This window comes from Sphingomonas xinjiangensis (assembly GCF_014199255.1).
Lineage (GTDB): Bacteria > Pseudomonadota > Alphaproteobacteria > Sphingomonadales > Sphingomonadaceae > Sphingomonas > Sphingomonas xinjiangensis.
The window spans coordinates 128,942-153,166 of the sequence record NZ_JACIJF010000009.1; the positions used below are offsets into that span (position 1 = coordinate 128,942).

Sequence of the window (24,225 nt, forward strand, 5' to 3'; positions counted from 1 at the left end):
ATTTGGCAAGCGCCTCACATCATGATACATGCAATGTTACATGATTCGTGAGGAGTGACGCGTGCGCCGGATGAACGACCCTGACCGCTGGAACGACATGGCTCGCCATTATGAGGAAACCGCGCACCCATTCACGGCGGTGTTCGCCGAAGCGGCGCTGGCCAAGGTCGCGATCACGCCCGAGTCCCGGGTTCTGGACGTGGCGACGGGCACGGGAGCCCTGGCGCTGGCAGCGGCGCGCAAGGGCGCGCGGGTGCTGGCGACCGACTTCTCGCCCGGCATGGTGGCGCGCGTCACGGCGCACGGGCTGCCCAATCTGGAAGGGCGCACCATGGACGGACAGGCGCTCGACCTGCCGGATGCCGCGTTCGATCTGGTATTCTCCGTGTTCGGCGTGATGATGTTCCCCGACTGGCGCAAAGGCATCGGCGAAATGGCGCGGGTCACACGGCCGGGCGGTAAAGGCGTGATCGCAACCTGGCAGAGCGAAGGCGCCGCCAGCCACTTGCTGCTGATCCAAGTCACTCGCGCGCTGTTTCCCGATCGCGCCTGGGAGCCCAGCCTGCCCCCCGGCCTAGCCGCGCTCGGCGAGCCGACGCGACTGGCAGCGGAGATGATCGCGGCAGGCTTTCACGATCCCGACGTGGAGACCATGGTTCACGACTATCGGCTCCAGATGAGCAAGCTCGACGATCTGGAGCGCCAATTCGCAATGAGCGAGGACTGGCGTGTGCTCGACGAAAGCGACCGTGCGGCGGTGGTGGCCGAAATCCGTCGGCGCGCCGATGGGCGGACGGTACTGCCAGTGCCTTCCACCGCGCTGATCGCGGTGGCGAAACGCTAACGGCGGCCCACCGTCGCTTCCGCGCGGCCGGCGAGGCGCTCGACCGCGGCGGCGTGGATGCCCGGGCTGGAGGCAAGAATGCCGAATGCCTGAGCCGAAGGCGTGTTGAAGGCGAGCGGCCGGCCGAACGCGTCGGTGACACTCGCCCCTGCTTCGCGCGCGAGCAGTACCGACGCGGCGATGTCCCACTCATTGCCCCAGCGCAACGTCGCGAGCAGGTCCGCATCGCCCGCCGCGACCATCGCCATGCGCAGCGCGATCGAATTGGGCTTGAAGACGGGGGTGAGATCGCGGTCGGCCTTGGGGAGCTGGTCGGCGGGGACGCGCGCGCCGGGCAATTCGGTGCGATTGGAAGCGTGTAGGCGCTCGCCATTGCGGAAAGCACCCTGCCCCGCTGCGGCGGTCCAGACTTCGTGGCGAGCCGGGGCGTCGAGGACGCCGATCACGGGTTGGCCATGCTCGATCAGCGCAACCGACACCGCCCAGCCCGACCGCCCCCGGAGGTAATCGCGGGTGCCATCGATCGGATCGACCACCCATATCCGTTTCGCGCCGAGCCGGGCCGCGTTGTCGATCGTTTCTTCCGAGAGCCAGCCGGCGTCAGGCAGCAGCTGGCCGAGGCGATACCGCAGCATGCCATCCAGCTCGAGATCCACCGCGCATACCGGGTTACCCGGCGACTTTTCCCAGCGGCGGAAATCGGTTTGCCAAAGCTTGATGGCCAGCGCGCCAGCATCCGCGGCGATCGCCGCGACCTCGCCCGCCAGCTCAGGCACCGGCAACGGTCATCCCGTCGATGCGGAGGGTGGGCGCATTGACACCAAAGCGGAACTCCAGGTCGTTCGCCGGAGTCAGCGCCAGGAACATGTCCTTCAAGTTGCTGGCGATAGTGATTTCCGAAACCGGTCGGGTGATTTCACCATTCTCGATCAGGAAGCCCGCCGCGCCGCGGCTGTAGTCGCCAGTCACGCCGTTGACACCCTGGCCTATCAATTCGGTCACCAAGATGCCGCGGTTGATCTCGCCCACCAGTGTTTCGGGCGGGATGCTCCCGGCTTCCATATACAGGTTCGACGGGGCGACGCCGGGCGCGCCGCCGATGCCGCGCGAAGCATGGCCGGTGGGCTCCAACCCGAGCTGGCGGGCGGACGCACTGTCGAGCAACCACGTCTCCAGCATGCCTTCATCGACAAGCTTCATCGGCAACACCGGCAGTCCTTCGCCGTCGAAGGGCCGCGAGCGGAGGCCGCGCGGGCGGTGCGGGTCATCGCAGATGGTCACGCCCTTGGCGAACACCTGGGCTCCGAGCCGGTCCAACAGGAAACTGGTCTTGCGCGTGATCGCAGCGCCGGCAATCGCACCAAGAAAGTGGCCGACCAGTCCCGACGAAACCCGGCGGTCGAACACCACCGGCATCGCACCGCTCGCCACCTTGGCTGGATTGATACGCGCCACGGCGCATTCGCCGGCACGCCGGCCGATGACCTCCGGCGCTTCGAGCATCGATGCGTAGCGCGCCGAGTGAGAAGCATGGTCGCGCTCCATGGCTCCGGTTGGGCCCGCGAGCACGCTCGCCGAAAGGCCATGGCTGGATTGGCCATACGCCCCGGTGAAGCCATGGCTGGTCGCCAGCGCCAGCATCGAGCGGCTGGCGCCTGCGCTCGCGCCTTCGCTGTTGGTGACGCCGGACACGCCCCGCGCGGCATCCTCGGCGGCAAGCGCGCGCTGCTTCAGTGCCTGGGGCTCAGCCTCGGTGGCATCGTCCAGGTCGAGCTGGGGCGCGGCGCCGTGCATGAGCCGCGATTCGGGGGCCAGGCCCGCCCACTGGTCCTCGGGCGCTTCACGCGCCATGGTGATCGCCCGCTCGACCAAGGCGTCAAGCGCGGCGGTGCTCAGATCCGACGTGGAGACGCTGGCGGAGCGGCGGCCGACGAACACCCGCAGGCCAAGCTCCTCGCTTTCGGAGCGCTCCACATCTTCCAACGCGCCCATGCGCACCGACACCGACAGCGACCGGTCGGCAGCGAACACGGCGTCGGAGGCGTCGGCGCCCGCAGCGCGCGCGCGTCCGACGATGTCATGGACGCGCTCGCAGGCTTGTTCCTTAGTCAACATCGCCGCGACTTAGGTACGCGGACGCCGAAGGTCAAAGAGTCTGACCCACGACAAAGCAGGCGGCGAACATCAGGGCGCCGGCATCGCGGTTCGAGCGGAAGCGGCGAAGCGCGTTACCGCCGTCGCTGGGTACCAGCGTGGCGACCTGCCAACCGAGATGGAGGGCGATCGGCACCAGCGCGGCGAGCGCCAGCAGATCGGGACGGAGCTGCCAGATGGCAGCTCCCCAGAATGCCAGCGCAAGCAGGTAGAAGCCGGCGACTCCCGGCCGGACGCGGCCGCCCAGTCGGCGGGCAGACGAACGGACACCCACCAGCGCATCGTCCTCGACGTCCTGCAGCGCGTAGATCGTGTCATAGCCGATCACCCAGAAGATGCAGCCGGCATATAGGAGCAGCCCAGGGAGCCAAGCAGCGTCGGGGGCCTCGGCCCAACCGACCAGCGCCGCCCAGGAAAACACCAGGCCGAGCCACGCCTGGGGCCACCAGGTGATCCGTTTCATGAAGGGGTAAGCCGCCACTAGCGCGAGGCTGGCAACCGCGACGATCATGCCGACCATGTCGAGTTGCACGAGCACGATGAGGCCGATCGCACACAGGGCGAGCAGGAACAGCCAGGCGCGCTTGAGGCTGACTGTACCGCTGGCAAGCGGGCGGCTGGCCGTGCGCGCCACCTGCCGATCGAGGTCACGATCGACAATGTCGTTATACACGCAGCCCGCGGCGCGCATCGCAATGCTGCCGAGCAGGAACCACAGGATCAGATCCCAGCGCGCCACGGCATTGCCCGACAGCGCGATCGCCCAGGCGCCGGGCCAGAATAGCAGCCACCATCCGATCGGCCGGTCGAAACGGGCGAGCAGCGCGAATGGACGCGCGGCGGCGGGGAGCAAGCGGACGAGGCCGCGATGCTCGGTGTCGGGAACGGTGTTTGCGTCGGTCTGCATCAGAACATGTCGGAGTCGATGACGGGCTTTTTGACGTCCGACCCGTCTGCTTCGTCGGCCTTGCGCTTGTCCACGATCTGGACGAGCTGGCTGGAGGCGACGTCGTTGTCGAACTCGACGGTGTTGCCATCGGGACAGTGCCGGCCGCGGATCGACACGCTGCCGGAGAACCACCAGCGATGGGTGCACTGCTCCACGGCCTTCCGGCTGGACGCGCCATATTCGTCATCGAGCAAGGTCACGAAGCGCTCATAGTCGGCAGTGGTAGCGAAGCTGTATTCGACATCCATGACATGCCGGATATAGCCATTGACCGCGACTTGGCGGACGCCGGCCAATCCGACCGGCGCGGTCAGCACCCATTCGGGAAGCGCGGTGCCGATGTCCTTCGTGCCGCTAACCTTCGCACCGCGCGCCTGGAATGCGGCGACTAGCGCTTCTGCCGTCACGTCGAGCGGGTTGAGCCCGGCTAGCCTCACCTTGGTGGCCGGATTGGCGACGCGCTCGATACCGAAGCCACCTGCTACCAGGCCCGTTTCCCAGCCATCGCCCGATCCGAAGCGGGGACGGGTGTAGAGGAACGATACGGTGCCCGGCCCGCTGTTGGCCAGCGTTAGCGCCGGGCCGATCTGATCGAGCACCAGCTGGTCGCGCAACGTGACATTACCCGGTTCGAAGCGGTTGCCGTCGCGCAGCCGAGGGTCGCGGCAGGCGCGCAGCATGTCGAGCGCATCCGGCCCCACCGAGGCGATGAGCAGGTTGGTGCTTTCGCCCGGGGTTCGGATCAGCGAGATCTGCACGAATTCGAACGCGTCGGTGGCGGGATCGTCAGCGCAGACCCACTCGGCCTCGTGCGCGCTTTCGCTCGTGCTCCGTTTGCAGCCGGTCAGGCGCTCGACACTGGGTACGATGCGGTCGAAGTCGTCGAGCTTGGCTGGGGTGATCGCGGGCAGCGCGCACCAGTGCATCGCCGACGAGGCCGGCGACCAGGCCAGCATCGCCGCGGCGAACCATCCCGCATTCTTCAGCCCCATGGCCCGCCCCCTTTGCTCTCAGGCGGAGTAGCGCCCACCGGGCCGAATGCAACCGGGCTCGGCTTGACCCGCCCAAGTCCATTGCGGCTGGCACAGGCCCACCCTAGAGCTTGGCGCATGCCCGCTACCCCCGCCTGGCCGCCGCAATCGACCCCCCGCCTGTTCGTGGATCGCGAACTGGCGCCGGGGGAAACCCGCATCGACGGGCCACAGGCGCATTATCTGGTGCAGGTCATGCGGATGAAGATCGGCGATCCGGTCAAGCTGTTCGACGACCGGACCGGCGAGTGGCTGGGGATCGCGCGTCACGTGGGCAAGCGCGAGTTGGTGCTGGAACTGACCGAGCGGTTGCGCGAGCGCGAGATGGTGCCTGACCTATGGCTGTGCGCCGCCCCGATCAAGAAGGGCCGGATCGACTGGGTTGCGGAGAAGGCATGCGAGCTGGGTGCCGCGCGGCTGGCACCGGTGCTCACGCGGCGTACGATAGTCGATCGACTGAACCTCGAACGGTTGCGAAGCCACATGATCGAGGCTGCCGAGCAATGCGGCCGAACGGCGCTGCCGGAGCTTGCCGAGCCAGTGAAGCTGCCGGCGCTGCTGCGCGATTGGCAGGCTAATCGCGTGCTTTTCTTCGCCGATGAAACCGGCGGGGAGCCAGCAGCGGACGCCATGCGTTCGCGCCCCGGACCCGCAGCGATCCTGATCGGTCCGGAGGGCGGCTTTGATGACGAGGAGCGGGCGGCAATTCGGGCGCTCCCGCAAGCGGTTGGCATCGGTCTTGGTCCTCGCATCCTGCGCGCCGAGACCGCCGCGGCGGCGGCGATGGCGCTGTGGATGGGCGCCGCGGGAGATTGGGGACCGATCGGTACGGATTGACACTGGCGCGGCCAATCCCGCGCCGCTAAGGGGCCGCAAATGAGCACGAAGACCGGTTCGAACAGCAGCGCAGCGGTCATCGAGCACCGATCCCAGTTGATCGAGTATTTCGCCCGTGGCGAGAAGCCCGCGGAGCGCTGGCGGATCGGCACCGAGCACGAGAAGTTCGTGTACTGGAAGACGCCGGATCATCGCGCACCCAGCTATGGAGAACCCGGCGGCATCCACGCGCTGCTGATCGGACTGACGCAGTTCGGATGGAAGCCGATCTACGAGGGCGACAATGTGATCGCGCTTTCGGGACCCGATGGCGCAATCAGCCTGGAGCCCGCCGGCCAGTTCGAATTGTCGGGCGCGCCGCTGGAGAACCTGCACGACACCTGCGCCGAGACCGGGCGCCACCTGAAACAGGTCAAGGAAGTTGGTGACAAGCTGGGCATCGGCTTTCTGGGGCTGGGCATGTGGCACGACAAGACGCGGGCCGAGCTGCCGATCATGCCCAAGGGCCGCTACGAGATCATGCTGAACCACATGCCGCGCGTGGGCAGCATGGGGCTCGACATGATGCTGCGCACCTGCACGATCCAAGTGAACCTGGATTATGGGTCCGAGGCCGACATGGCCAAGAAGTTCCGGGTCGGGCTCGCGCTCCAGCCGCTGGCGACCGCGCTGTTCGCCAACTCGCCCTTCACCGAAGGCAAACCCAACGGCTTCCTGTCGTACCGCAGCCATATCTGGTCGGACACCGATCCGGCGCGCACGGGCATGCTGCCCTTCGTGTTCGAGGATGGCTTCGGCTATGAGCGCTATGTCGACTATGCGCTCGATGTGCCGATGTACTTCGTCTATCGCGACGGCAAGTATATCGACGCTGCCGGGCAGAGTTTCCGCGACTTCCTCCAGGGCAAGCTGCCGGCCTATCCCGGACACAAGCCGACGATGGAGGATTGGGCGGATCATCTCTCGACCGCCTTCCCCGAAGTGCGGCTGAAGACTTTCCTGGAGATGCGTGGCGCCGATGGCGGGCGCTGGGGGCGCATCTGCGCGCTTCCGGCGCTTTGGGTCGGCCTGCTCTACGATCAGGCCGCACTCGACGCTGCCTGGGACTTGGTCAAGGACTGGTCGATGGAAGGCCGCGAGGCGCTGCGCAACGCCGTGCCGAAGCTGGGGCTGGACGCGCCGCTGCCCGGGGGCGGGACGCTGAAGGACATTGCCGTGCAGGTGCTGGATATCGCCAGCGCGGGCCTGAAGGCGCGGGCCCGGCTGAACGCGTCGGGCGACAATGAAAGCGGCTTCCTGGATCCGCTGCGCGAGATTGTGCGGACCGGCAAGGTGCCAGCACAGGTCCTGCTCGACCGGTTCAGTGGCGGCTGGAACGGCGACATCAGCCGCGTGTACGAAGAGGCGAAGTTCTAGGCGCCAGCAGATCCTCGGCTGGCATGCCGAAGACCAGCGACTTCAAGCGCTACTGCTTATCGCCGCCGATTAGCGGCCAGCCAAGCGGGCAAAGGCGCGCGGCACCCCGCCGTACCGCGCGATCCAGGCGTCATAGGCCTGATAGACGGGATCGACGGCGAGATGCCGCTCCTCCGTTCGCGCGCGCCAGTAATAGACGCCGCTGACCGCCGCCATGACGGCGGTGTTGCGCACGGCATCGACCCAGCCGGTAGTGGCAAAGAACGGCATGGCCGACAGCCACCAGAACAGGTTCTTAGAAAGATAGGCCGGATGGCGGCTCCAGGCATAAGGACCGTGGGTCAGGATCCCCCGATGGGTGAGGTTCGAAAACCGCAGCCCAAACGCCACCGTGGCGGCGGCATAGATGCCGGTAAGCAGCACCAGCGCGACACCCACCGCCGCCAGCAACCAGTCATGCCCCGCCAGCCAGTGCGTCCAATCGGCGCTTCCGGCGTGATAATCGAGCACCCCGCCCTCTCCCATCAGCACAAAGGGCGGATAACAGATCAGCGCCGCGACCCAGCCGGCAGCATAAGGATTGGCGCTACGGATGTGGGAGTCGAGCGGGCGGAAGGTGAGGACGTAGCCGGCGGTGGCGAACGCCACGTCCACGACGAACATGAACGTCACGCAATAGCCGGCCAACGTCAGCGGATTTCGCATGAGCGTGCCGGGGTCGGCAGCGACGATCTGGCCGAACCCGGTCGGCACGACTCCGAGCATGAAGGCGAGGAAGAAGCCCTTCACCGCCCAGCTGCGCAGATGGTTATGTATCGCCGCGACGTCGTGGCCGGGCACTCCCATCACCCAGGCGCCAAGCGACCAGGCACCATCTTTCGGCTCGACCAGCCGCCGGTCGAGCCAGAGCACATAAGGAACCGACAGCACGAACAGCATCGGCGCCGCGACGCCGAGGCATGCCATTGCAAAAGGATAGTTGGCGTAGCGCGTAGCCCACCACACCCGGGACAGCGCGAAGATCGCCGCCATGCCACCCCAGGTGAGCCACAGCCCCGTAAGCTTGGCGACGGATACGTCCCAGGTTTCACGCCAAGGCCGTAGCTGGGTCCAGTCGATGCCGGTCGTGGGGTTGCGGTGCACCTTGTCGACGAGCAGCGACCACAGCACCATCGGCGCCGCACAGGCCGCGACGCCCACTAGTGCGGAATACGGTCCGTCCATGCCGAAGCGGCGTGCGACCCCGATCCAGGCGCACAACCCCAAGAGCCCGGCCAGCCCGACACCACGGCTTACCGCCGAGGGCGGGCGGACATCGGCTCGCGCGGCACTGGCCAATGCGGGGTCGTGATACATGGCTGAAACATCTAGGCCGCAATGGTTAGGGAGCGGTGAAGCAGGGCCATGCGGCCCTTTACCGCAGCCGAATCAAAGGCCTATGTCAGCCGTTCCATACAAGACCATAGGGGGTCGCTTCCTGATGCACCGTGCGCTGTCTTTCGCCGCCTTGCTGCTCGCCACCACCGTGCCCGTCGCCGCGCAGAACTCCGCCCCCCAGCCGGTGCCGATCGTCGACACCATCCCGGCGCCGCGCGACGTCGACTATCCCGGCACGATCCAGCTCGACATCGACGCGACCAACACCCAGCAGGGCATCTTCCAGGTCAAGCAGACGCTTCCAGTCGCCAAGAGCGGCCACATGGTCCTGCTGTTCCCCAAATGGCTGCCGGGCAAGCATGGTCCGCGCGGCGAGATCGAAAAGTTGGCAGGGCTTCAGATCCTCGCCAACGGCAAGCGCGTGCCATGGACGCGCGACGACGTGGACGTGTTCGCCTTCCATGTCGACGTGCCGTCGGGCGCCCGCAGCTTGGACATCCAATTCCAATTCATCTCCGCGACCAAGCCCGAGCAGGGCCGCATCGTCATGACGCCCGACATGATGAGCCTGCAATTCAACTCGCTAAGCCTGTATCCGGCGGGCTATTTCGTGCGCCGCATCCCGGTGCAGGCGCGGGTCAAATATCCCGCAGGCTGGACGGCAGCATCGGGGCTGCCTTCCAAGGCAGTGGGTTCGACCTACACCTATGAGAAGACCAGCTACGACACGCTGATGGATTCGCCGGTTCTTGCCGGTCGCCATTACCGTGCATTTCCGCTCTCGGAGCGAGTGACGCTGGACGTGTTCGCCGACACGCCCGAGGAGTTGGCAGCCAAGCCCGAGCAGATCGATGCGCACAAGCGGCTGGTGCAGCAGGCCGTCAAGACGATGGGCACGCAGCAGTACGACAACTACCACTTCCTTCTCTCGATCAGCGACGAGCTGGGCGGGATCGGGCTGGAGCATCACCGCAGTTCCGAGAACGGCGTCCAGCCAGGCTATTTCACCAAATGGGAAGAAGGCCCGGGCTCACGCAACCTGCTACCACACGAATACACGCATAGCTGGGACGGCAAGTTCCGCCGCGGCGCCGAGCTTTGGGCGCCTGATTACCGCACCCCCACGCGCGGCAAATCGCTGTGGGTCTATGAAGGCCAGACCCAGTTCTGGGGTTATGTGTTCCAGGCGCGCTCAGGGTTGGTGAGCAAGGAAGACACGCTGGAAGCCTATGCCGCGATCCTGGCCAGCCTGGACAACCGGCCTGCGCGCGAATGGCGGCCGCTGATCGACACCACCAACGACCCCGTCATCACCGCCCGCGCGCCCAAGGGCTGGGTCAGCTGGCAGCGCTCGGAGGATTACTACAACGAGGGCCTGCTGGTCTGGATGGAAGTCGATTCCATCCTGCGCGATCGCTCCGGCGGCACCAAGTCGATCGACGATTTCGCCCGCCGCTTCTTTGGCCTGCGCGACGGCGATTATGGCGAAGTGACCTACACTTTCGACGATATCGTCAGCACGCTCAACGCCATCCAGCCTTATGACTGGCGCACACTGCTGAACGACCGGCTGCACGGCGTCGCCAAGCGGGCGCCGACCGGCGGGTTCGAGCGCAACGGCTACAAGCTGGTCTATACCGATCAGCCCAACAAGGCCGGGCGCGGACCGACCACCGACCTCGCCTATTCGCTGGGCCTGACGCTGGGCAAGAACGGCATCAGCAGCGTCGCCTGGGACAGCCCGGCGTTCAACGCGGGCATCGACCTGGGCGACGAGATCGTGGCGGTGAACGGGCGGGGCTATTCACCCGAGCGGCTGGTCGCTGCGGTCAAGGAAGCGAAGACCGCCAAGGATCCGATCAAGCTGATGCTCAAGAGCGGCGACCGCTTCCGCGAAGTCGCCATCGACTATCATGGGGGGCTGCGCTATCCGCACCTCGTGAAGACGGCCTCGGGAGAGGCTGGCCTCGACAAGCTGCTCCAGCCCCGCTGACGCGGGGCGGAGCTTCAAACGACAGGGTTTTGAATGCGCATCGACTTGATTCCCGTCGGCGACAATCCGCCGCACACGCTGAACGTGATCATCGAAGTGCCGGTCGGCGGCGAGCCGGTGAAGTATGAGTTCGACAAGGCTTCGGGCGCGTTGTTCGTCGACCGCATCCTGCATACGCCGATGCGCTATCCGGCGAACTACGGCTTCGTGCCGCATACGCTGTCGCCCGATGGCGATCCGCTCGACGCGCTGGTGATCGCGCGCTCGCCGTTCGTGCCGGGCTGCGTGGTTCGTGCGCGCCCGATTGCGGTGCTGAACCTGGAAGACGAAGCCGGCGGTGACGAGAAGCTGGTCTGCGTGCCCGACGACAAGACCTTTCCTTATTATTCGGACATCGAAGAGAAGGACGATCTACCCAGCATCGTGATGGAGCAGATCGAGCACTTCTTCACGCACTATAAGGACTTGGAGAAGAAGAAGTGGGTGCGCGTCGGCACCTGGGGCGGTGCCGAGGATGCGCGCCAGATCACCCTGGAAGCGATCGAGCGCTACAATCAGGACAAGGCGGCGGCGGAAGAGTCCGTCGACCAAACCGGCGTGGACACGCCGCAGGGCTGAGGCTCAGCGGCGCTTGCGCTTGATGGGCGCGCGTTGGCCGGCTGCAACCGCCAACGCCGCCCATTTTCGCATCGTATCGGGATCGTCGTGCACTTCGGACGGCGCCCGGCGGTAGTTCATCGACTTTGCCGTACCCGCGACATCGTAGGTGAAGCGATCGCAGCCTGCCTCGTCCCACAAGTAATCGCTTTGCGCATCGGCCTTGAGCCAAAGTTCGTCCTGGGCGACGAGTGCGAACACGGTTCCGTCCAGGTAAAGCGTAGCACCGCCCATCATAGGGCGCATGGTGACGCTACCGATCGGCTCCAGCACCTCGCGCACCCACTCGACGAGCCCGTGGTCTACTGCCATCAGCTATTGCCTACCAGCCGCAGCCCCCCAATGCAGGCGATCAACATCAGCATGAGCGCGATCCGCGCCGCATTCACTGGCTCGCCGAACCACAGGATACCGACCAACACCGTGCCCAGCGCACCGACTCCGCCCCACACCAGATAGGCCGTACCCATCGGGATCGTGCGGGCGGCGACTTCCAGCAACAGCATCGACAGCCCTGCCGAGACGAGGAAGCCGAGCGTCCAGGGGATGTTCCGGAAATTATCGACGAAGCGCAGACAGGTGGTGAAGCCCACCTCGAAACAGCCCCCGAGCAGGAGGAGCGCCCAAGCCATCCTCAACGGCCCGCCAGCTTGGTGAGCGCGTCGCCGGCCACGCGCTGCACCCGCCATTCGTCCATGCCGACTGCGCCCATTGCGCGGTAGAAGCGGATCGCCGGATCGTTCCAGTCCAGCACCGACCATTCGAAGCGGCCGCAGCCGCGATCGATCGCGAGTCCAGCGAGGTGGCGCAACAGCGCAGTGCCTACCCCCGCGCCGCGCGCATCGGGCGTCACATAGAGGTCCTCGAGATAGAGCCCCTTACGCCCGGTCCAGGTTGAAAAATTGTGGAAGAACAGTGCGAACCCTGCCGGTTCGCCGTCATGCTCGGCGATGACCGCCTCGGCCCCAGGCTTTTGGCCAAACAGCGCCTCCATGAGCATCGGCTCGGTCGCTTGCACCGCATCCGGCTCACGCTCGAACTCTGCGAGTTCGCGAACGAAGCGCAGGATGAGCGAAACGTCGGCTGGCGTAGCGGGGCGAACGATGGTCATGCGGTTGCGATCTCGGCTTCGGGGAGGGGTTGGGCTGGTTTACGCGCGGAGAGCAGGCAACCGGCGACGATCAGCACGGTGCCGGCGATCGTAACCATGGTCACCGCCTCGCCAAAGAACAGCCATCCCATCACCGCCGCCCAGATGAAGGCGGTATATTCCACCGTCAGTAAGATCTGCGCCTCGGCGCGGGCATAGGCCCAGGACAGGAACAGCAGCGACACGACCGCCAGCGCCGCCGCTGCGGCGATCTGGGGCCAGTAGACTGCCTCAGGGATCGTCAGCAGAAACGGCGCGGCCAAGCCGAGCAGAACGAGAATGAACCAGTTCTGGAAGAAGGCGATTTCGATCGGCCTGGCGTGCTGCGCCTGGTGGCGGGCGATCACCAGATTGATGGCGTAGAACACCGCGGAAATCAGCACGGCGGCCATACCCGCGAGTGCGCCCGCACCGTGATCGCCGCGCACTTGCCCGACAAGGATGATCGCCACCCCCGACAGCCCTAGCAGCGAGCCCAGCACCGAACGCGCGCCGACCTGCTCCTTGAGGAATAGCGCGGCCAGACCAAGCGCGATCAAGGGGGCGATGAAGGTGAGTGCGATGGCTTCCGCCAGCGGCACGCGGGCGATACCCCAGAAGAAAGCAAGCGCCATCACGGCGATGACCATGCTCCGGACGAAGTGGATAAGGAGGATGCGCCGTTCCGGCACGCGCGGCTTTGACAGGATGAACAGTGGCGTCATGATACCCGCGCCCACCACCAGCCGCCAGAACAACGCAACATAGGCACCCATCGCAAGCGAGAGCCCCTTCATCACCGCGTCCATGACTGCGTAGAGCGCAATGCCGGCGCAGGCGGCAGCGAAGGCTGCAGCTACCCGGTTTCCCGGCGTCACTCCGCAGCTTGTGCGGCGGCGCTCTCCGCAGCCTCGATCTCGGCGGCCTTCGCTTCGACCAGCCGGGTGATGTGATCCAGCATATCAGCGTCATTCACCGTATGGTCAGTGACGCCGGACAGGTACACCATGTGCTTGCCGTTGCCGCCGCCCGTCAGGCCGATATCGGTCTCGCGCGCCTCGCCAGGGCCGTTTACGACACAGCCGAGCACGGACAGCGACAGTGGCGTACGGATGTGCTGGAGACGCTCCTCCAGCGCCTGCACGGTGCGGATCACGTCGAAGCCCTGCCGCGCGCAGCTGGGACACGATACGACGCGCACGCCGCGATTTCGGATGCCGAGCGACTTCAGTATTTCGAAACCGACGCGGATCTCTTCCTCTGGCTCCGCCGAAAGCGAGACGCGAATGGTGTCTCCGATCCCGAACCACAGCAGCGAGCCGATGCCGATCGCCGACTTGACGGTACCGCCGACGAACCCGCCCGCCTCGGTGATGCCGAGATGCAGCGGGCAGTCGACCGCGTCGGCCAACTGCTGATACGCGGCGACCGCCAGGAACACGTCCGAAGCCTTCACCGCCACCTTGAACTCGTGGAAATCGCGGTCCTGCAGCAACTTGATATGGTCGAGCGCCGATTCCACCAGCGCTTCGGGGCACGGCTCGCCATACTTCTCGAGCAGGTCCTTTTCCAGGCTGCCTGCGTTCACGCCAATGCGGATCGAAGCGCCGTTCGCCTTGGCGGCGTTGACGACTTCATTCACGCGGTCGGCTGAACCGATATTGCCCGGATTGATGCGCAGGCAGGCCGCGCCGGCGTCCGCTGCTTCCAGCGCGCGCTTGTAGTGGAAATGGATGTCGGCGACGATCGGCACGCGCGCCGCGCGGACGATCTGCTTCAGCGCCGTCGTCGATTCGACATCGGGGCACGACACGCGAATGATGTCTGCGCCTGCCTCTTCGCAGCGGCGAATCTGGTCAATGGTCGCGCGCACGTCGGTGGTCGCGGTGTTGGTCATGGTCTGCACGGTCACCGGCGCATCGCCGCCGACGGGGACATTGCCCACCATGATCTGACGGCTGGGCCGCCGGACGATATCGCGCCAGGGTCGTACGGACATGGCGCCCATATACGCGCAGGACGACCCGACGCCTAGGGCCGTATTCACCCGCAGGCTTTACGAAAAGAGCCAGCGGCGCGGGCCACTGCCGCCTAAGCTTGGCTTTGGGGAGATTACAGCCGGATGCGCGCGCCGGGCGGATCGTACGCCGGAGAGACGTGTTGCCGCGATTGTCCGCGATGCCTCCGACGCTGGCCGCAGCAGCAGCGGATTCTTGATGTATGCGCGGTATGTTAGACACCAATGCAACACGTCTAAAGCCCAGCACGTAAGGAGGCACAGCGGCGCCGATGAGACCCACACCATAGTCTCGACGAGCTGGAGTTTACCGATGCGATATGTTCGGATGCCATGGGGTTGGCGGCTTTCTACCGCGAGGAACGAGCCAATGGCGTCTCCTCAACTTGAGTCGTTGAACCGCGCGCTGGCTGCGCCTACGCGCCGCAGCATGAGTCGCTTGCTGTTGATCCTTGCCGCGCTGGTCGGCTTCGCCTCTCCTGCTCAGGCTTACCGGGAGTACGGCCATGAAACCGTGGCGGCGATCGCGTACCGCAACGTCACGCCGCAGGTCCGCGCCGAGATCAACAAGCTGCTGGCCAAGCAGGCATTGCTGGAAACGCCCACCTGCCCTGCCCGTACCATCGAACAGGCAAGCGTATGGGCCGATTGCGTCAAGCCGCTAGGGCCGCGCTTCAGCTATGCGTATAACTGGCACTATCAGAATGTGGATGTCTGCAAGGACTTCACGCTCAAGGGCAATTGCCCGGACGGCAACTGTGTATCGGCCCAGATCGAACGCGATGTGAAGCTGTTGAAGGACAAAACGGTGCCGGCGCGCGAGCGTGTGATGGCGCTGGCGTTCCTGATCCACTTTGTGGGCGACCTGCACCAGCCGCTGCATGCCGGGGACCGTTCGGACCTGGGCGGCAACAAGGCGCTGTCGACCTACGGCGACTATTCGACTGCCAAGCTCAACCTGCACAGCATATGGGATGGGCTGCTGGCGGAGCGGGCCATTTCCACGCAACCACCGCTGGTACGCGTCTACACCGCGCGGGAGCGGGGCGCAGTGCAGGGCGGCACGGTCGAGGACTGGAGCCGCGACAGCTGGAAGGTGGCGCGCGATATCGTCTATGCCAGCGCCTATGGCGATCCGTGCGGCCCGGTGCCGCAACGCGCCAAGCTCGACAATGCCGCGATTGCCAAGCTCATCGAGCCCGCGCGCGCACAAGTGATGAAGGGCGGCTTGCGACTTGCCCGGCTGCTGAACGAAACGCTTGCCTGAAGGCACCGCCTACTTGCGGCGCACGCGGTCGGCAGCACGTTAGGCCAACCCGAGTAGCCGATCGTCCGGCCAGGCAAAGCGACCCCTCAGACGATTCATGCCGCGCGGCCTAGGTCTTGGCGCACATGGACCAGGGCGGTCGCTCATGCTCCGTCTTCCTTCTGCTTGGGCGGGCGGCCGCGCTTGGGCCGCACAGGATCCGTCAGCTTGATGCCCCGTCGTTGCAGCGACTCGCGCAGCAGGCACTCGATCTGCGCGTTGACGCTGCGCAGATCGCTCGCCGCCACGCGCTCGATCGCCGCATGAAGCGCGGGATCGAGGCGCAACGGAAAGGCCTTTTTCTGCGGAGGCTCGGACACGGATCAGCGCCTTACTGGTACAGCGACCCTGTGTTCACCACTGGCTGGGTGTCACGCTCGCCGCACAGCACCACCATCAGGTTCGACACCATTGCGGCGCGCCGCTCGTCATCCAGCTCGACCACATTCTTGGCGCTGAGCTGGTCGAGCGCCATTTCGACCATGCCCACGGCGCCTTCCACCAAGGTCTGGCGGGCGGCGACCACCGCCTGTGCCTGCTGCCGGCGAAGCATCGCGCCAGCGATCTCCTGAGCGTACGCCAGGTGCGTAAAGCCGCACTCGTCGACGGTGATGCCGGCGACCGCCAGCCGCGCGATCAACTCGGCACGCAGCTCGGTTCCGACCTGATCATGGTTGCCGCGCAGCGTGACTTCCTGATGCTCGAAATCGTCATAGGGGTAGCGCGAGCCGATCGTGCGCACCGCAGCCTCGATCTGGACGTTCACGAACGCCTTATAGTCGTCGACGTCGAACAGCGCCTGCGCGGTGTCGGTGACGCGCCACACGACCTGTGCTGCCATTTCGATCGGATTGCCGCGCAGGTCATTCACCTTGATCCGCTCGGAGATGATGTTGTTCGAGCGCAGCGAAACCTTTTTCTTGATCATCCATGGCCAGGTCCAGCGCAGCCCGGCCTGACGGTCCGTACCGCGATAGGCTCCGAACAATAGGACCACCGCCGCCTGATTGGGCTGAAGCAGGTAGAAGCCCGCCAGAATGAACAGAAAGGCGAAGCAGGCGAGCAGGAGCCCGCTGGCCACCAGCGCATCGGCAAGCACGTCGATCTGGCTGATAGCTCCCGCGCCGACGGCGAGCGAGACAAGTGCCGCGAACAGCATGCCATAGCCATTGAGGGTACGCGCGCCGGACTCGCAGCTTTGTTGAAGCGCCGGGCTGGTGCGATCTTCCATCATGCTTGCCTCCCTATAATTCTGATATCGTATTTATATCGAAATCAGGGTGAGTGCAAGTGCCACGGTTGCATGGAAGCGCCGCCGAAGCACGTGCGGCTCCGGCGGCGCTCTCGACTCAGAAGGTGTCGTTGGTTTCAGCTGATGACGATGGTCACCGCGCGGCGATTCTGGGCCCATGCGGCCTCGTCGGAACCGAGTGCGACCGGTCGTTCCTTGCCATAGCTGATCGTGGTGATCCGCGTCGCCGAGATGCCGCGCGCTGCCAGATAGTTCTTGGCGGCGTTGGCGCGGCGGTCGCCCAGACCGAGATTATACTCGCGGGTGCCGCGTTCGTCGGCATGCCCCTCGATGGTGATGCGCGTCGCAGGATGCCCGGCGAGCCACTGCGCTTGGCTGTCCAGAACGCGGCGTGCCTCCGGATCGATGTCGTACTGGTCCAGTCCAAAGCGGACGGTATCACTCATGACCTCGCGCTTGAACTGCTCGTTGAGCGCGCTCGATCCATATTGGTCAGAGGTGTCGCCAGCGCCTGCACCGGCGCCCAGGTCGCCTTCGGCAACGGGTGCAGGCGGCAGCTCGGGCGGGCGCTTCTTAGCGCAGCCGGCGGTGCCGACGAGCGCAACAGCCAGCAACAGGCTGGTCGTCATCTTGGCCATGGTTCTATCCTCCTCTTGAACGAGCCCAGCGTGACGCGGGCAACATGTATCCCGGGCTTACGGACGCAACGGCCCCCAGCTGGGATCGGATCCGTCGAGCGGCGTCGGGATCTTACGGGCGACGCCAGTCAGGTCGACCGCCCACAGGTCCGGGCGGCCCGACCCCTGTGCCGAGCGGAAGAACATCAGCACACGGCCATTGGGCGACCAACTCGGTCCTTCATCGCCCCAGCTTTCGGTCAGCAACCGCTCGCCGCCGCCGCTTGGGTTCATCACGCCGATGCGGAACGCGCCGCCCCCGGTGCGGGTGAAGGCGATCAGGTCGCCGCGCGGGCTCCATTCGGGGGTCGCATAGCGCCCGCCGCCAAAGCTGATGCGGTGCTGGTTCGATCCATCGGCATTCATCACGTACAACTGCTGGGTGCCGCCGCGATCGGACTCGAACACGATCTTCGATCCATCAGGTGAGTAGGAGCCGCCGGTGTCGATCCCAGGCGAATTGGTCAGCCGCTGCGGCTCGCCGCCTGAAGCGCCGATGCGATAGATGTCGGTGTTGCCCGCGGTCGCCATCGAGAACAATATCCAGCGTCCATCGGGTGAGAAGCGCGGCGCAAAGGTCTGGCTGACATTGGAGACGAGCTTGCGGTTCGACCGCGTCGCCATGTCATAGACATAGAGCGTGGGCTGCCGGTTCTCGAAGCTCATATAAACGATCGCGTTTCCACGCGGCGACATGCGCGGGGTCAGCACGATCGCCTGGCCATTGGTCAGGAAGCGGTGGTTCGCACCGTCCTGGTCCATGATCGCCAGCTGTTTGCGGCGGCGGCCCTTGGGGCCGGTCTCGGCGACATAGACCACCTGACTGTCGAAATAGCCGCCTTCGCCGGTCAGGCGCGCATAGATCGCATCGGCGCATTTGTGGCCTGCGCGGCGCCAGTCGCCGGGCGATACGACAAAGCCCTGGCGGACCAGTTCGTTCTGGGCTGCAAGGTCATAGAGATAGCAGCCGATCGTCAGCGAGCCATTGCCGTTGGCGCGGACATAACCCTGGACCAGCGCCTGACCGCCGCTCCAACTGGCATAGTTCGGCGCAGTCACCTCCCCGATGCCGATCGCGCGATTTGCGCCGGGACCCGAGGTCTTGAACAGACCCGTGTTACGCAGGTCGTCGTTGACGATCTGTGCCAGCTTCTGGCCCAATTCGTCGGTCGAACCGGCTGGCGTCTGCGTAACCTGCGCGGTCGGCATTGCGGGGATCAGGATCGGCAGCGGGGCGGACATGCCGCCTTCCACATCGACCACCAGCCCACCATCGTCCTGCCCCTGCTGGACAGGCGCCGGTGCGCTCGGCACCGCCTGTGCCGAGGCAGCCTGTGCGGACACCGTCGCGACCAGCGCCAGTGCGATCTTTGCGGTGCGCATCATCTCTCCATCTTCCTCAGCTCTTAAGCCTGTATCTCAGGGTGAAGCTCTTCCAGCCGTTCGGAACGTCATACAGTTCCTCGGGCATGTTCTTGAGCGGCGAACAGCCGGCAAAAATCGCCTTCACTGCGTCATCTACGCGCCGCACATAGCGTTCGTTGCTGTCATCCACGCCGTCATGCCCGACGATGCGCGGCGGCGCGGCCAGCGTGCCGTCGCGGTTGAGGCGAAGGTTCACCACCGCGCGGATCTTTTCCGCTCCCGGCCCCGGGCTCACCTGCCGGTCGGCGCAGGGCTGCACCTGGCGCTGGATGGCCGATCCGATGTTCGCGGCGGCCTGTGTCGACATGCGTTGCGCCGGCGCCGCGTTCGACTTGCTGGGGCTGGGACGGTCGCTTGCGCCAAGGTCCAGCCCTTCCAGTCGCCCGCTCGGCTTCACCGGCCCGCGTGCCTTTGCGGGCGCCGCCCCCGCGGGCTTGGTTGCCTTTGGCTTGCCCGCCGCAGCCGTCCGTGTCGGCGTAGCGGGCGCGGCTTTGGCGGGCTTTGCCCGCGCAGCAGGTGCAGGCTTGCTGGGTTTCGCCGGTGCCGCCTTGGGCGCCGGTTTCGGCTGGGGCTTGGGCTGCGGCTTCGCCGGTTGGGGCTTGGCAGGTGCGGGCTTCGGCGGCGCAGGCTTCGGCGGCGCCGGCTTGGGCTGAGGCTGCGGAGCAGGCGCAGGCTGCGGCTCGGGCGGCAGCGGTTCGGGTTCCGGCGCAGGCTGGGGCGCGGTGTCAGCCTCTAGCGGAGCCTCTACCGGCGATTTCTTCGCGGCCGGCGCCTCGCTGCTGATCTCGGGCGCGGCGCTGGTCAGCGCGACTTCGTCGGCAAGCGTCACTTCGATCGGCTGCGGCTCCAGCTTCTCCGGGTTGGGCGTCGCCAGGAACCCGACCGACAGCACGCCGAACAGCAGGACATGACCCGCAGCGGCCACGCCCAGCGCAACGGCTTCGCCTCGAGTCAAACCCATCGCGTCAGCCGTCGGTGGCGTTGGTGAGCAAGGACACGCGGTTCAGTCCGACCCGATTGAGCTCGCCCATGACCTGCATGACCTTGCCATAGCCCAGGCCCTTGTCAGCGCGCAGGAAGATCTGCGGCGGCTTGCCCTCGCCATCGGTACGCCCCGCAATCGCCTCCAGCGACGTTCCCAGCGTGGCGTCGGTGACCGGCTGGTCGTCGACAAAGATCTGGCCCTGCTCGTCGATCGCAACCTGGATCGGCTCCTGTTCCTGGTCGAGCGCCTTTGCGCGGCTGTCGGGCAGGTTCACCGGCACGCCAGCGGTCAGCAGCGGCGCAGTCACCATGAAGATGATCAGTAGCACCAGCATGACGTCGACAAGCGGCGTCACGTTGATCTCGGCCATGGGCTGACGGCGCCCGCGGCTCTTGCCCGAGGGAAGATGCATGGCCATTGCGTTAGGCCTCCATCTCCAGCCGGCGGCTGAGTGTCGCGTGGAATCCGTCGGCGAAGCGGTTCAGCCGCTGCTCGACCCGGTTCACGCTGTGCGAATAGCGGTTGTACGCGATCACCGCGGGGATGGCCGCGAACAGGCCGATGGCGGTCGCGAACAGCGCCTCGGCGATACCCGGCGCCACCACGGCGAGCGACGTGCTCTGCTGCTGGGCAATGCCGGTGAAGCTGCGCATGATCCCCCAAACCGTGCCGAACAGTCCGACGAACGGCGCAACCGAGCCGACCGTCGCCAGGAAGTTCAGCCGGTCGGCCAGCCGGTCGATCTCCTGCGCCACCGTTGCGCCCATCGCCGTGGCGAGCCGCTCGCGCGTGCCTTCGCGGTCGATGGTCTTGCCGGTGGTGGAGCGGCGCCACTCGGTCACACCAGCCGAAAAAACGCGCGCGATCGGCTGGTCGCGGGTGGCGGCGCGACGGTGGAACTCGTCGATGTCGTCGGCCTCGCGATACTCGACTTCGAATGCGTTGATCGCCTTGCGCACGCTCGCGGCGCGGAACCCGAAGCTCAGGATGATCGCCCAGGTCCAAAGGCTGGCCAGCAACAAGCCGATCATCACGGCGCGCACCACCCAGTCTGCCTGCAAGAACAGGCCGACCGGAGACATGGTCGCGGCGGCAGTGCTGAGCATAAGCATCGTGATACTAATTCCCCTTCCAGGGCAGCGGTTCGAACTTCGCCACCCATTCTTGCGGTTGCCGGCGCGGGCGCCCCGTCGGCGAGACGAATGCCGCCTCCACCTCCGCTTGTGCCACTATGGTTTCCCCGCGCATGACTCGTTGCTGAATACGCACCGACGCGCCACGCAGTTCGGTGAGGCGGCTGACCACCACCAGATCGTCGCTGAGCCGCGCCGGCGTACGATAGCGTAGCGCGATATCGCGCACGGCATAGGCGCCCTCGCCCGCTTCGAACACCGAACGCTGATCGATACCCGCCGCGGCAAGCATGTCCGAGCGTGCCCGCTCCATGTAACGCAGATAATTGGCGTGATAGACGATGCCGGTGAGATCGGTGTCCTCGAAATACACACGCAGGCCGAAATGGTGCTCAAGGCCTTGGAAATGACCGATGGCGGCAGGCGCGTTCATGTTCGCCGCAGTAATCGAGCGTTTACCAACGCGAAACCCCTTTAGCTGCGGGTGCGGGCGAAAGGCGCCAACCCTCCGGCGAGCGGATCGCCACTTGCCCGGCGGCGCTGCAAGACGTGAAGTTGCGGTCCTCCGCACGCGCTTCTCAACTTCACCACGGCAGCACCGCGCATCCATCGTGGCAAGAAGCCGCCGGAGCGACGTCCAACCACCTATGCAGCACTCGAAATCCTATCTTTCAAGCCGAACTGCGCCCCCCCCCCCGCGCCCGGCGCCAACCAGGTCCAGCTCAGTCGAACAACCCGTCCTGCGCGCCTGCCGGCGGGTTGAGGCCGAGATGCTTCCATCCCGCCGCGTTCAGGCAGCGCCCCCGCGCGGTGCGGGCGATCATGCCGATCTGGATCAGATAGGGCTCGATCACTTCCTCGATCGCGTCGCGCGCTTCGGACAGTCCGGCGGCGAGCGTCTCCACGCCTACCGGCCCGCCCTTGTAGATGTCGGCAATCATGGTGAGATAGCGCCGGTCCATATTGTCTAACCCAAGCGGGTCGACCTCCAGCCGGTTGAGCGCGGCGTCGGCGGTGCGTGCGTCGACGCGGTCCACGCCGAGCACATTGGCGAAGTCGCGCACCCGGCGCAGTAGCCGCCCGGCGATGCGCGGCGTACCGCGCGACCGCTTGGCGATCTCCTGCGCGCCGTCCGCGGCAATGCCTAGATCGAGCAACCCGGCCGCGCGAGTCACCACGCGCTCCAGCTCGTCCACGGTATAGAATTGCAGCCGCACCGGAATGCCGAAGCGGTCTCGCAGCGGGGTGCTCAACAGCCCCTGCCGCGTCGTGGCGCCGACCAGCGTGAAGCGCGGCAAGTCGATCCGTACCGACCGTGCCGAGGGCCCCTCGCCGATCATCAGATCCAGCGCTCGATCCTCCATCGCCGGGTAGAGCACTTCCTCAACGACGGGGTTGAGCCGATGAATTTCGTCGATGAACAGCACGTCGCCATCTTCGAGATTCGTGAGGAGCGCTGCCAAATCGCCGGATTTGGCGATCACCGGACCGGAGGTGGAACGAAACCCCACACCCATTTCGCGGGCAATGATCTGCGCAAGGGTGGTCTTGCCAAGACCGGGAGGGCCGAAGAACAAGACGTGGTCTAGCGCATCGCCGCGTGCCTTCGCAGCATCAATGAACACCCGCAGATTTTCACGCGCGGCTTTCTGCCCCACAAACTCGTCGAGATGCTTTGGACGGAGCGCAGCGTCCACGTCCTCGGGACGGCGGGATGCGGTGAGGATGCGTTCGGCGTCAGTCACCCATGTTCCCTAGCTGTTCGCGTACGCCCCTGTCCATGGCTACGGGCTTCTACCGACGCGGCGTGACCCGGATGCGGAGTGACACGGACCCAAGGCGTAAACGAGTGGTTACCGTAGTCCGTACAGAAGCGGGGCATGAACCCCACCGGCCTCCTTGCACAGATGCACGAGCACCATTGCGCGATCGCTGCGTACACCGCCGACGCCGAGGCGCTGATCTCCGCCGCCGATCTCGATCCGGCGATCGTCAGCAACTCCCGGTGGCGCTTCGTGCGCACGCTGACGGGCTATCAGTTATTCAAGCACCAGCAGATTTTCGACCCGGTGCTGCAACGTGGATCGCAGCTGGATGCTGACGCAGCCCGGCAGCTCAAGGCCGAGTGCATTCTAATCAGTGAAGCGTTTCGCAGCTACATCGCCAAGTGGAGCACATCGGGAATCGTCGGGCGAGAAGACGAATATCGTAGCGACGCCAAAGCCATGATCCTTCGCGTACGCCGGCACATCGTGCGGGAGCGCCGTGGCATTGAAGCGCTGTTGAGTCCCAGCCTTCAGGCAGCTTAGGGTCTCGCCGCCTTCTTGAGAGCCAGGCGGACCAGCGCATCGAGTGCGGCGCCGGCGCCCAGATCGTCGCTTGCCGCGTTGACGGCGTTGGACGCGTCGGCGGGCTTAAAGCCGAGATTGAGGAGCGCGGACACCGCATCGGCTGCCGCTCCCCCAGCTGGCATAGCCGCGAGGCCGCCGCCGATCGCCACAACGCCCGCCTTGTCCTTCAACTCATTGACGATGCGTTGTGCCAGCTTGGGCCCGACGCCACTAGCGCGGGCGATGGTCGCGGCATCAGCGCGCGCGACGGCCGCGCGAAGCTCGTCCGGAACCAGGATCGACAGGATCGCCAACGCGACTTTCGCGCCGACGCCCTGCACGCCGGTGAGACGTTTGAACCAGTCGCGCTCGTCGGCCGAGGCGAAGCCCATCAGGCGGATCGAATCTTCCGACACCAGCATCTCGGTGTGGATCGTGACCGAGGTTCCGGCACCGCCAAGCGCCGTTAGTGTCTTGGCAGATGCTCCAACCAGATAGCCCACGCCGTTCACGTCGATCACGGCATGATCGATGCCAGCCGAGAGCAGCCGTCCGTTCAATTGCGCGATCATTCGAGGGATATGCTCCAGTGGTGGCCGATATCTTTTCATCAGCAGCGCTACACTGCGTTTGACGGTTCGTACACGGTTGGGCAGCCTGGCGCTGCGGCACGGTCACCACGGATGCAAAAAGTCCGCAAGGTCTTTCGACTG

Annotated in this window: 27 protein-coding genes; 7 read left to right on the top strand and 20 right to left on the bottom strand. The window is 65.7% G+C overall.

Going from position 1 to position 24,225, the window contains the following annotated elements; translation table 11 throughout:
• Positions 1–70: 70 nt before the first annotated feature.
• Entirely contained in the window at positions 71–844 is a 774-nt protein-coding gene (locus tag FHT02_RS14625) for a class I SAM-dependent methyltransferase (RefSeq protein WP_221239509.1), read from the top strand.
• Here the strand turns inward: FHT02_RS14625 and FHT02_RS14630 are convergent.
• The 4 genes from FHT02_RS14630 to FHT02_RS14645 are packed head-to-tail and all read right to left on the bottom strand — an operon-like array spanning position 841 to position 4,939.
• Positions 841–1,620 (bottom strand): inositol monophosphatase family protein, encoded by a 780-nt coding sequence (locus FHT02_RS14630; RefSeq protein ID WP_184089198.1) that lies wholly within the window; start codon positions 1,618–1,620, stop codon positions 841–843. The two genes, FHT02_RS14625 and FHT02_RS14630, sit on opposite strands and share 4 nt — an antisense overlap.
• Complete coding sequence (locus FHT02_RS14635) at positions 1,613–2,959, bottom strand: TldD/PmbA family protein (RefSeq protein ID WP_184089073.1); 1,347 nt, start codon at positions 2,957–2,959, stop codon at positions 1,613–1,615. Before FHT02_RS14635 ends, FHT02_RS14630 begins: the two co-directional genes overlap by 8 nt.
• A gap of 31 nt (positions 2,960–2,990) precedes the next feature.
• A complete protein-coding gene (gene ubiA / locus FHT02_RS14640) occupies positions 2,991–3,905 on the bottom strand; it encodes a 4-hydroxybenzoate octaprenyltransferase (RefSeq protein WP_184089076.1) in 915 nt (304 codons plus the stop codon).
• Entirely contained in the window at positions 3,905–4,939 is a 1,035-nt protein-coding gene (locus tag FHT02_RS14645; protein ID WP_184089079.1) for a hypothetical protein, read from the bottom strand. The genes ubiA and FHT02_RS14645 overlap by 1 nt, the downstream gene beginning before the upstream one ends.
• A 117-nt stretch (positions 4,940–5,056) precedes the next feature.
• On the opposite strand from FHT02_RS14645, the gene FHT02_RS14650 reads away from it, so the two are divergent.
• Both FHT02_RS14650 and FHT02_RS14655 read left to right on the top strand, forming a co-directional pair.
• Positions 5,057–5,815: a 16S rRNA (uracil(1498)-N(3))-methyltransferase gene (locus FHT02_RS14650; RefSeq protein ID WP_184089082.1), complete on the top strand. Its 759-nt coding sequence runs from the start codon at positions 5,057–5,059 to the stop codon at positions 5,813–5,815.
• A 39-nt stretch (positions 5,816–5,854) separates the two neighbouring features.
• Complete coding sequence (locus tag FHT02_RS14655) at positions 5,855–7,231, top strand: glutamate--cysteine ligase (protein WP_184089085.1); 1,377 nt, start codon at positions 5,855–5,857, stop codon at positions 7,229–7,231.
• A 69-nt stretch (positions 7,232–7,300) separates the two neighbouring features.
• On the opposite strand, the gene FHT02_RS14660 is transcribed toward FHT02_RS14655, so the two are convergent.
• On the bottom strand, positions 7,301–8,587 hold the full coding sequence (locus tag FHT02_RS14660) for a methyltransferase family protein (RefSeq protein ID WP_184089088.1): 1,287 nt from the start codon (positions 8,585–8,587) through the stop codon (positions 7,301–7,303).
• 124 nt (positions 8,588–8,711) lie between these two features.
• Between FHT02_RS14660 and FHT02_RS14665 the strand changes: the two genes are divergently transcribed.
• Entirely contained in the window at positions 8,712–10,601 is a 1,890-nt protein-coding gene (locus FHT02_RS14665) for a M61 family metallopeptidase (RefSeq protein ID WP_184089201.1), read from the top strand.
• A 33-nt stretch (positions 10,602–10,634) separates the two neighbouring features.
• Positions 10,635–11,219, top strand: coding sequence for an inorganic diphosphatase (gene ppa, locus FHT02_RS14670; protein ID WP_184089091.1), 585 nt, complete (start codon positions 10,635–10,637; stop codon positions 11,217–11,219).
• A gap of 3 nt (positions 11,220–11,222) precedes the next feature.
• Here the strand turns inward: ppa and FHT02_RS14675 are convergent, their stop codons facing one another.
• Genes FHT02_RS14675 through ispG form a run of 5 tightly spaced genes read right to left on the bottom strand, consistent with a single transcriptional unit; the run spans position 11,223 to position 14,386 of the window.
• Positions 11,223–11,570 (bottom strand): TfoX/Sxy family protein, encoded by a 348-nt coding sequence (locus FHT02_RS14675; protein ID WP_184089094.1) that lies wholly within the window; start codon positions 11,568–11,570, stop codon positions 11,223–11,225.
• Positions 11,570–11,890, bottom strand: coding sequence for a DMT family transporter (locus FHT02_RS14680; protein WP_184089096.1), 321 nt, complete (start codon positions 11,888–11,890; stop codon positions 11,570–11,572). Before FHT02_RS14680 ends, FHT02_RS14675 begins: the two co-directional genes overlap by 1 nt.
• A 2-nt stretch (positions 11,891–11,892) precedes the next feature.
• Entirely contained in the window at positions 11,893–12,369 is a 477-nt protein-coding gene (locus tag FHT02_RS14685; RefSeq protein ID WP_184089098.1) for a GNAT family N-acetyltransferase, read from the bottom strand.
• Complete coding sequence (locus FHT02_RS14690; protein WP_343056955.1) at positions 12,366–13,265, bottom strand: DMT family transporter; 900 nt, start codon at positions 13,263–13,265, stop codon at positions 12,366–12,368. The genes FHT02_RS14685 and FHT02_RS14690 overlap by 4 nt, the downstream gene beginning before the upstream one ends.
• Positions 13,262–14,386, bottom strand: coding sequence for a flavodoxin-dependent (E)-4-hydroxy-3-methylbut-2-enyl-diphosphate synthase (gene ispG / locus FHT02_RS14695; protein WP_184089101.1), 1,125 nt, complete (start codon positions 14,384–14,386; stop codon positions 13,262–13,264). Before ispG ends, FHT02_RS14690 begins: the two co-directional genes overlap by 4 nt.
• Positions 14,387–14,834: 448 nt before the next feature.
• On the opposite strand from ispG, the gene FHT02_RS14700 reads away from it, so the two are divergent.
• Positions 14,835–15,671, top strand: a complete 837-nt coding sequence (locus tag FHT02_RS14700) for a S1/P1 nuclease (protein WP_184089103.1) — start codon at positions 14,835–14,837, stop codon at positions 15,669–15,671.
• 143 nt (positions 15,672–15,814) lie between these two features.
• Here FHT02_RS14700 and FHT02_RS14705 read toward each other — a convergent pair whose 3' ends face one another.
• The 9 genes from FHT02_RS14705 to ruvB form a co-directional block, all read right to left on the bottom strand.
• Positions 15,815–16,030: a toxin-antitoxin system HicB family antitoxin gene (locus FHT02_RS14705; protein WP_184089106.1), complete on the bottom strand. Its 216-nt coding sequence runs from the start codon at positions 16,028–16,030 to the stop codon at positions 15,815–15,817.
• Between the two features lie 11 nt (positions 16,031–16,041).
• A complete protein-coding gene (locus FHT02_RS14710) occupies positions 16,042–16,944 on the bottom strand; it encodes an SPFH domain-containing protein (protein ID WP_425506442.1) in 903 nt (300 codons plus the stop codon).
• Positions 16,945–17,078: 134 nt separating this feature from the next.
• Positions 17,079–17,600 carry a peptidoglycan-associated lipoprotein Pal gene (gene pal, locus FHT02_RS14715; RefSeq protein WP_184089109.1) on the bottom strand — a complete coding sequence of 174 codons (522 nt, stop codon included), beginning with the start codon at positions 17,598–17,600 and terminating at the stop codon, positions 17,079–17,081.
• Positions 17,601–17,657: 57 nt separating this feature from the next.
• Positions 17,658–19,022, bottom strand: a complete 1,365-nt coding sequence (gene tolB, locus FHT02_RS14720; protein ID WP_425506443.1) for a Tol-Pal system beta propeller repeat protein TolB — start codon at positions 19,020–19,022, stop codon at positions 17,658–17,660.
• 16 nt (positions 19,023–19,038) lie between these two features.
• Positions 19,039–20,025, bottom strand: coding sequence for a cell envelope biogenesis protein TolA (locus FHT02_RS14725; protein WP_343056956.1), 987 nt, complete (start codon positions 20,023–20,025; stop codon positions 19,039–19,041).
• A 4-nt stretch (positions 20,026–20,029) separates the two neighbouring features.
• Positions 20,030–20,467 carry a protein TolR gene (tolR, locus tag FHT02_RS14730; protein ID WP_184089115.1) on the bottom strand — a complete coding sequence of 146 codons (438 nt, stop codon included), beginning with the start codon at positions 20,465–20,467 and terminating at the stop codon, positions 20,030–20,032.
• Positions 20,468–20,471: 4 nt separating this feature from the next.
• Positions 20,472–21,155: a protein TolQ gene (gene tolQ / locus FHT02_RS14735; RefSeq protein ID WP_425506444.1), complete on the bottom strand. Its 684-nt coding sequence runs from the start codon at positions 21,153–21,155 to the stop codon at positions 20,472–20,474.
• A gap of 13 nt (positions 21,156–21,168) precedes the next feature.
• Positions 21,169–21,615 carry a tol-pal system-associated acyl-CoA thioesterase gene (ybgC, locus tag FHT02_RS14740; protein WP_184089121.1) on the bottom strand — a complete coding sequence of 149 codons (447 nt, stop codon included), beginning with the start codon at positions 21,613–21,615 and terminating at the stop codon, positions 21,169–21,171.
• 289 nt (positions 21,616–21,904) lie between these two features.
• A complete protein-coding gene (gene ruvB / locus FHT02_RS14745; protein WP_184089125.1) occupies positions 21,905–22,927 on the bottom strand; it encodes a Holliday junction branch migration DNA helicase RuvB in 1,023 nt (340 codons plus the stop codon).
• Between the two features lie 135 nt (positions 22,928–23,062).
• Between ruvB and FHT02_RS14750 the strand changes: the two genes are divergently transcribed.
• A complete protein-coding gene (locus FHT02_RS14750) occupies positions 23,063–23,491 on the top strand; it encodes a hypothetical protein (protein ID WP_184089128.1) in 429 nt (142 codons plus the stop codon).
• Here the strand turns inward: FHT02_RS14750 and ruvA are convergent.
• Entirely contained in the window at positions 23,488–24,084 is a 597-nt protein-coding gene (gene ruvA, locus FHT02_RS14755) for a Holliday junction branch migration protein RuvA (protein WP_184089130.1), read from the bottom strand. The two genes, FHT02_RS14750 and ruvA, sit on opposite strands and share 4 nt — an antisense overlap.
• Positions 24,085–24,225 lie beyond the last annotated feature (141 nt).

Bases quoted from the DNA above. Each gene is read 5' to 3' on its own strand.
- FHT02_RS14645 (WP_184089079.1), bottom strand. From the start codon at position 4,939: ATGGGGCTGAAGAATGCGGGATGGTTCGCCGCGGCGATGCTGGCCTGG.
- FHT02_RS14635 (WP_184089073.1), bottom strand. From the start codon at position 2,959: ATGTTGACTAAGGAACAAGCCTGCGAGCGCGTCCATGACATCGTCGGA.
- ubiA (WP_184089076.1), bottom strand. From the start codon at position 3,905: ATGCAGACCGACGCAAACACCGTTCCCGACACCGAGCATCGCGGCCTC.
- FHT02_RS14710 (WP_425506442.1), bottom strand. From the start codon at position 16,944: ATGATGGAAGATCGCACCAGCCCGGCGCTTCAACAAAGCTGCGAGTCC.
- FHT02_RS14685 (WP_184089098.1), bottom strand. From the start codon at position 12,369: ATGACCATCGTTCGCCCCGCTACGCCAGCCGACGTTTCGCTCATCCTG.
- FHT02_RS14650 (WP_184089082.1), top strand. From the start codon at position 5,057: ATGCCCGCTACCCCCGCCTGGCCGCCGCAATCGACCCCCCGCCTGTTC.
- ruvA (WP_184089130.1), bottom strand. From the start codon at position 24,084: ATGATCGCGCAATTGAACGGACGGCTGCTCTCGGCTGGCATCGATCAT.
- FHT02_RS14660 (WP_184089088.1), bottom strand. From the start codon at position 8,587: ATGTATCACGACCCCGCATTGGCCAGTGCCGCGCGAGCCGATGTCCGC.
- FHT02_RS14725 (WP_343056956.1), bottom strand. From the start codon at position 20,025: ATGGGTTTGACTCGAGGCGAAGCCGTTGCGCTGGGCGTGGCCGCTGCG.
- FHT02_RS14680 (WP_184089096.1), bottom strand. From the start codon at position 11,890: ATGGCTTGGGCGCTCCTCCTGCTCGGGGGCTGTTTCGAGGTGGGCTTC.
- ppa (WP_184089091.1), top strand. From the start codon at position 10,635: ATGCGCATCGACTTGATTCCCGTCGGCGACAATCCGCCGCACACGCTG.
- pal (WP_184089109.1), bottom strand. From the start codon at position 17,600: ATGGCCAAGATGACGACCAGCCTGTTGCTGGCTGTTGCGCTCGTCGGC.
- tolB (WP_425506443.1), bottom strand. From the start codon at position 19,022: ATGCGCACCGCAAAGATCGCACTGGCGCTGGTCGCGACGGTGTCCGCA.
- FHT02_RS14750 (WP_184089128.1), top strand. From the start codon at position 23,063: ATGAACCCCACCGGCCTCCTTGCACAGATGCACGAGCACCATTGCGCG.
- FHT02_RS14700 (WP_184089103.1), top strand. From the start codon at position 14,835: ATGAGTCGCTTGCTGTTGATCCTTGCCGCGCTGGTCGGCTTCGCCTCT.
- FHT02_RS14675 (WP_184089094.1), bottom strand. From the start codon at position 11,570: ATGGCAGTAGACCACGGGCTCGTCGAGTGGGTGCGCGAGGTGCTGGAG.
- FHT02_RS14665 (WP_184089201.1), top strand. From the start codon at position 8,712: ATGCACCGTGCGCTGTCTTTCGCCGCCTTGCTGCTCGCCACCACCGTG.
- tolQ (WP_425506444.1), bottom strand. From the start codon at position 21,155: ATGCTCAGCACTGCCGCCGCGACCATGTCTCCGGTCGGCCTGTTCTTG.
- ybgC (WP_184089121.1), bottom strand. From the start codon at position 21,615: ATGAACGCGCCTGCCGCCATCGGTCATTTCCAAGGCCTTGAGCACCAT.
- tolR (WP_184089115.1), bottom strand. From the start codon at position 20,467: ATGGCCATGCATCTTCCCTCGGGCAAGAGCCGCGGGCGCCGTCAGCCC.
- FHT02_RS14655 (WP_184089085.1), top strand. From the start codon at position 5,855: ATGAGCACGAAGACCGGTTCGAACAGCAGCGCAGCGGTCATCGAGCAC.
- FHT02_RS14625 (WP_221239509.1), top strand. From the start codon at position 71: ATGAACGACCCTGACCGCTGGAACGACATGGCTCGCCATTATGAGGAA.
- ispG (WP_184089101.1), bottom strand. From the start codon at position 14,386: ATGTCCGTACGACCCTGGCGCGATATCGTCCGGCGGCCCAGCCGTCAG.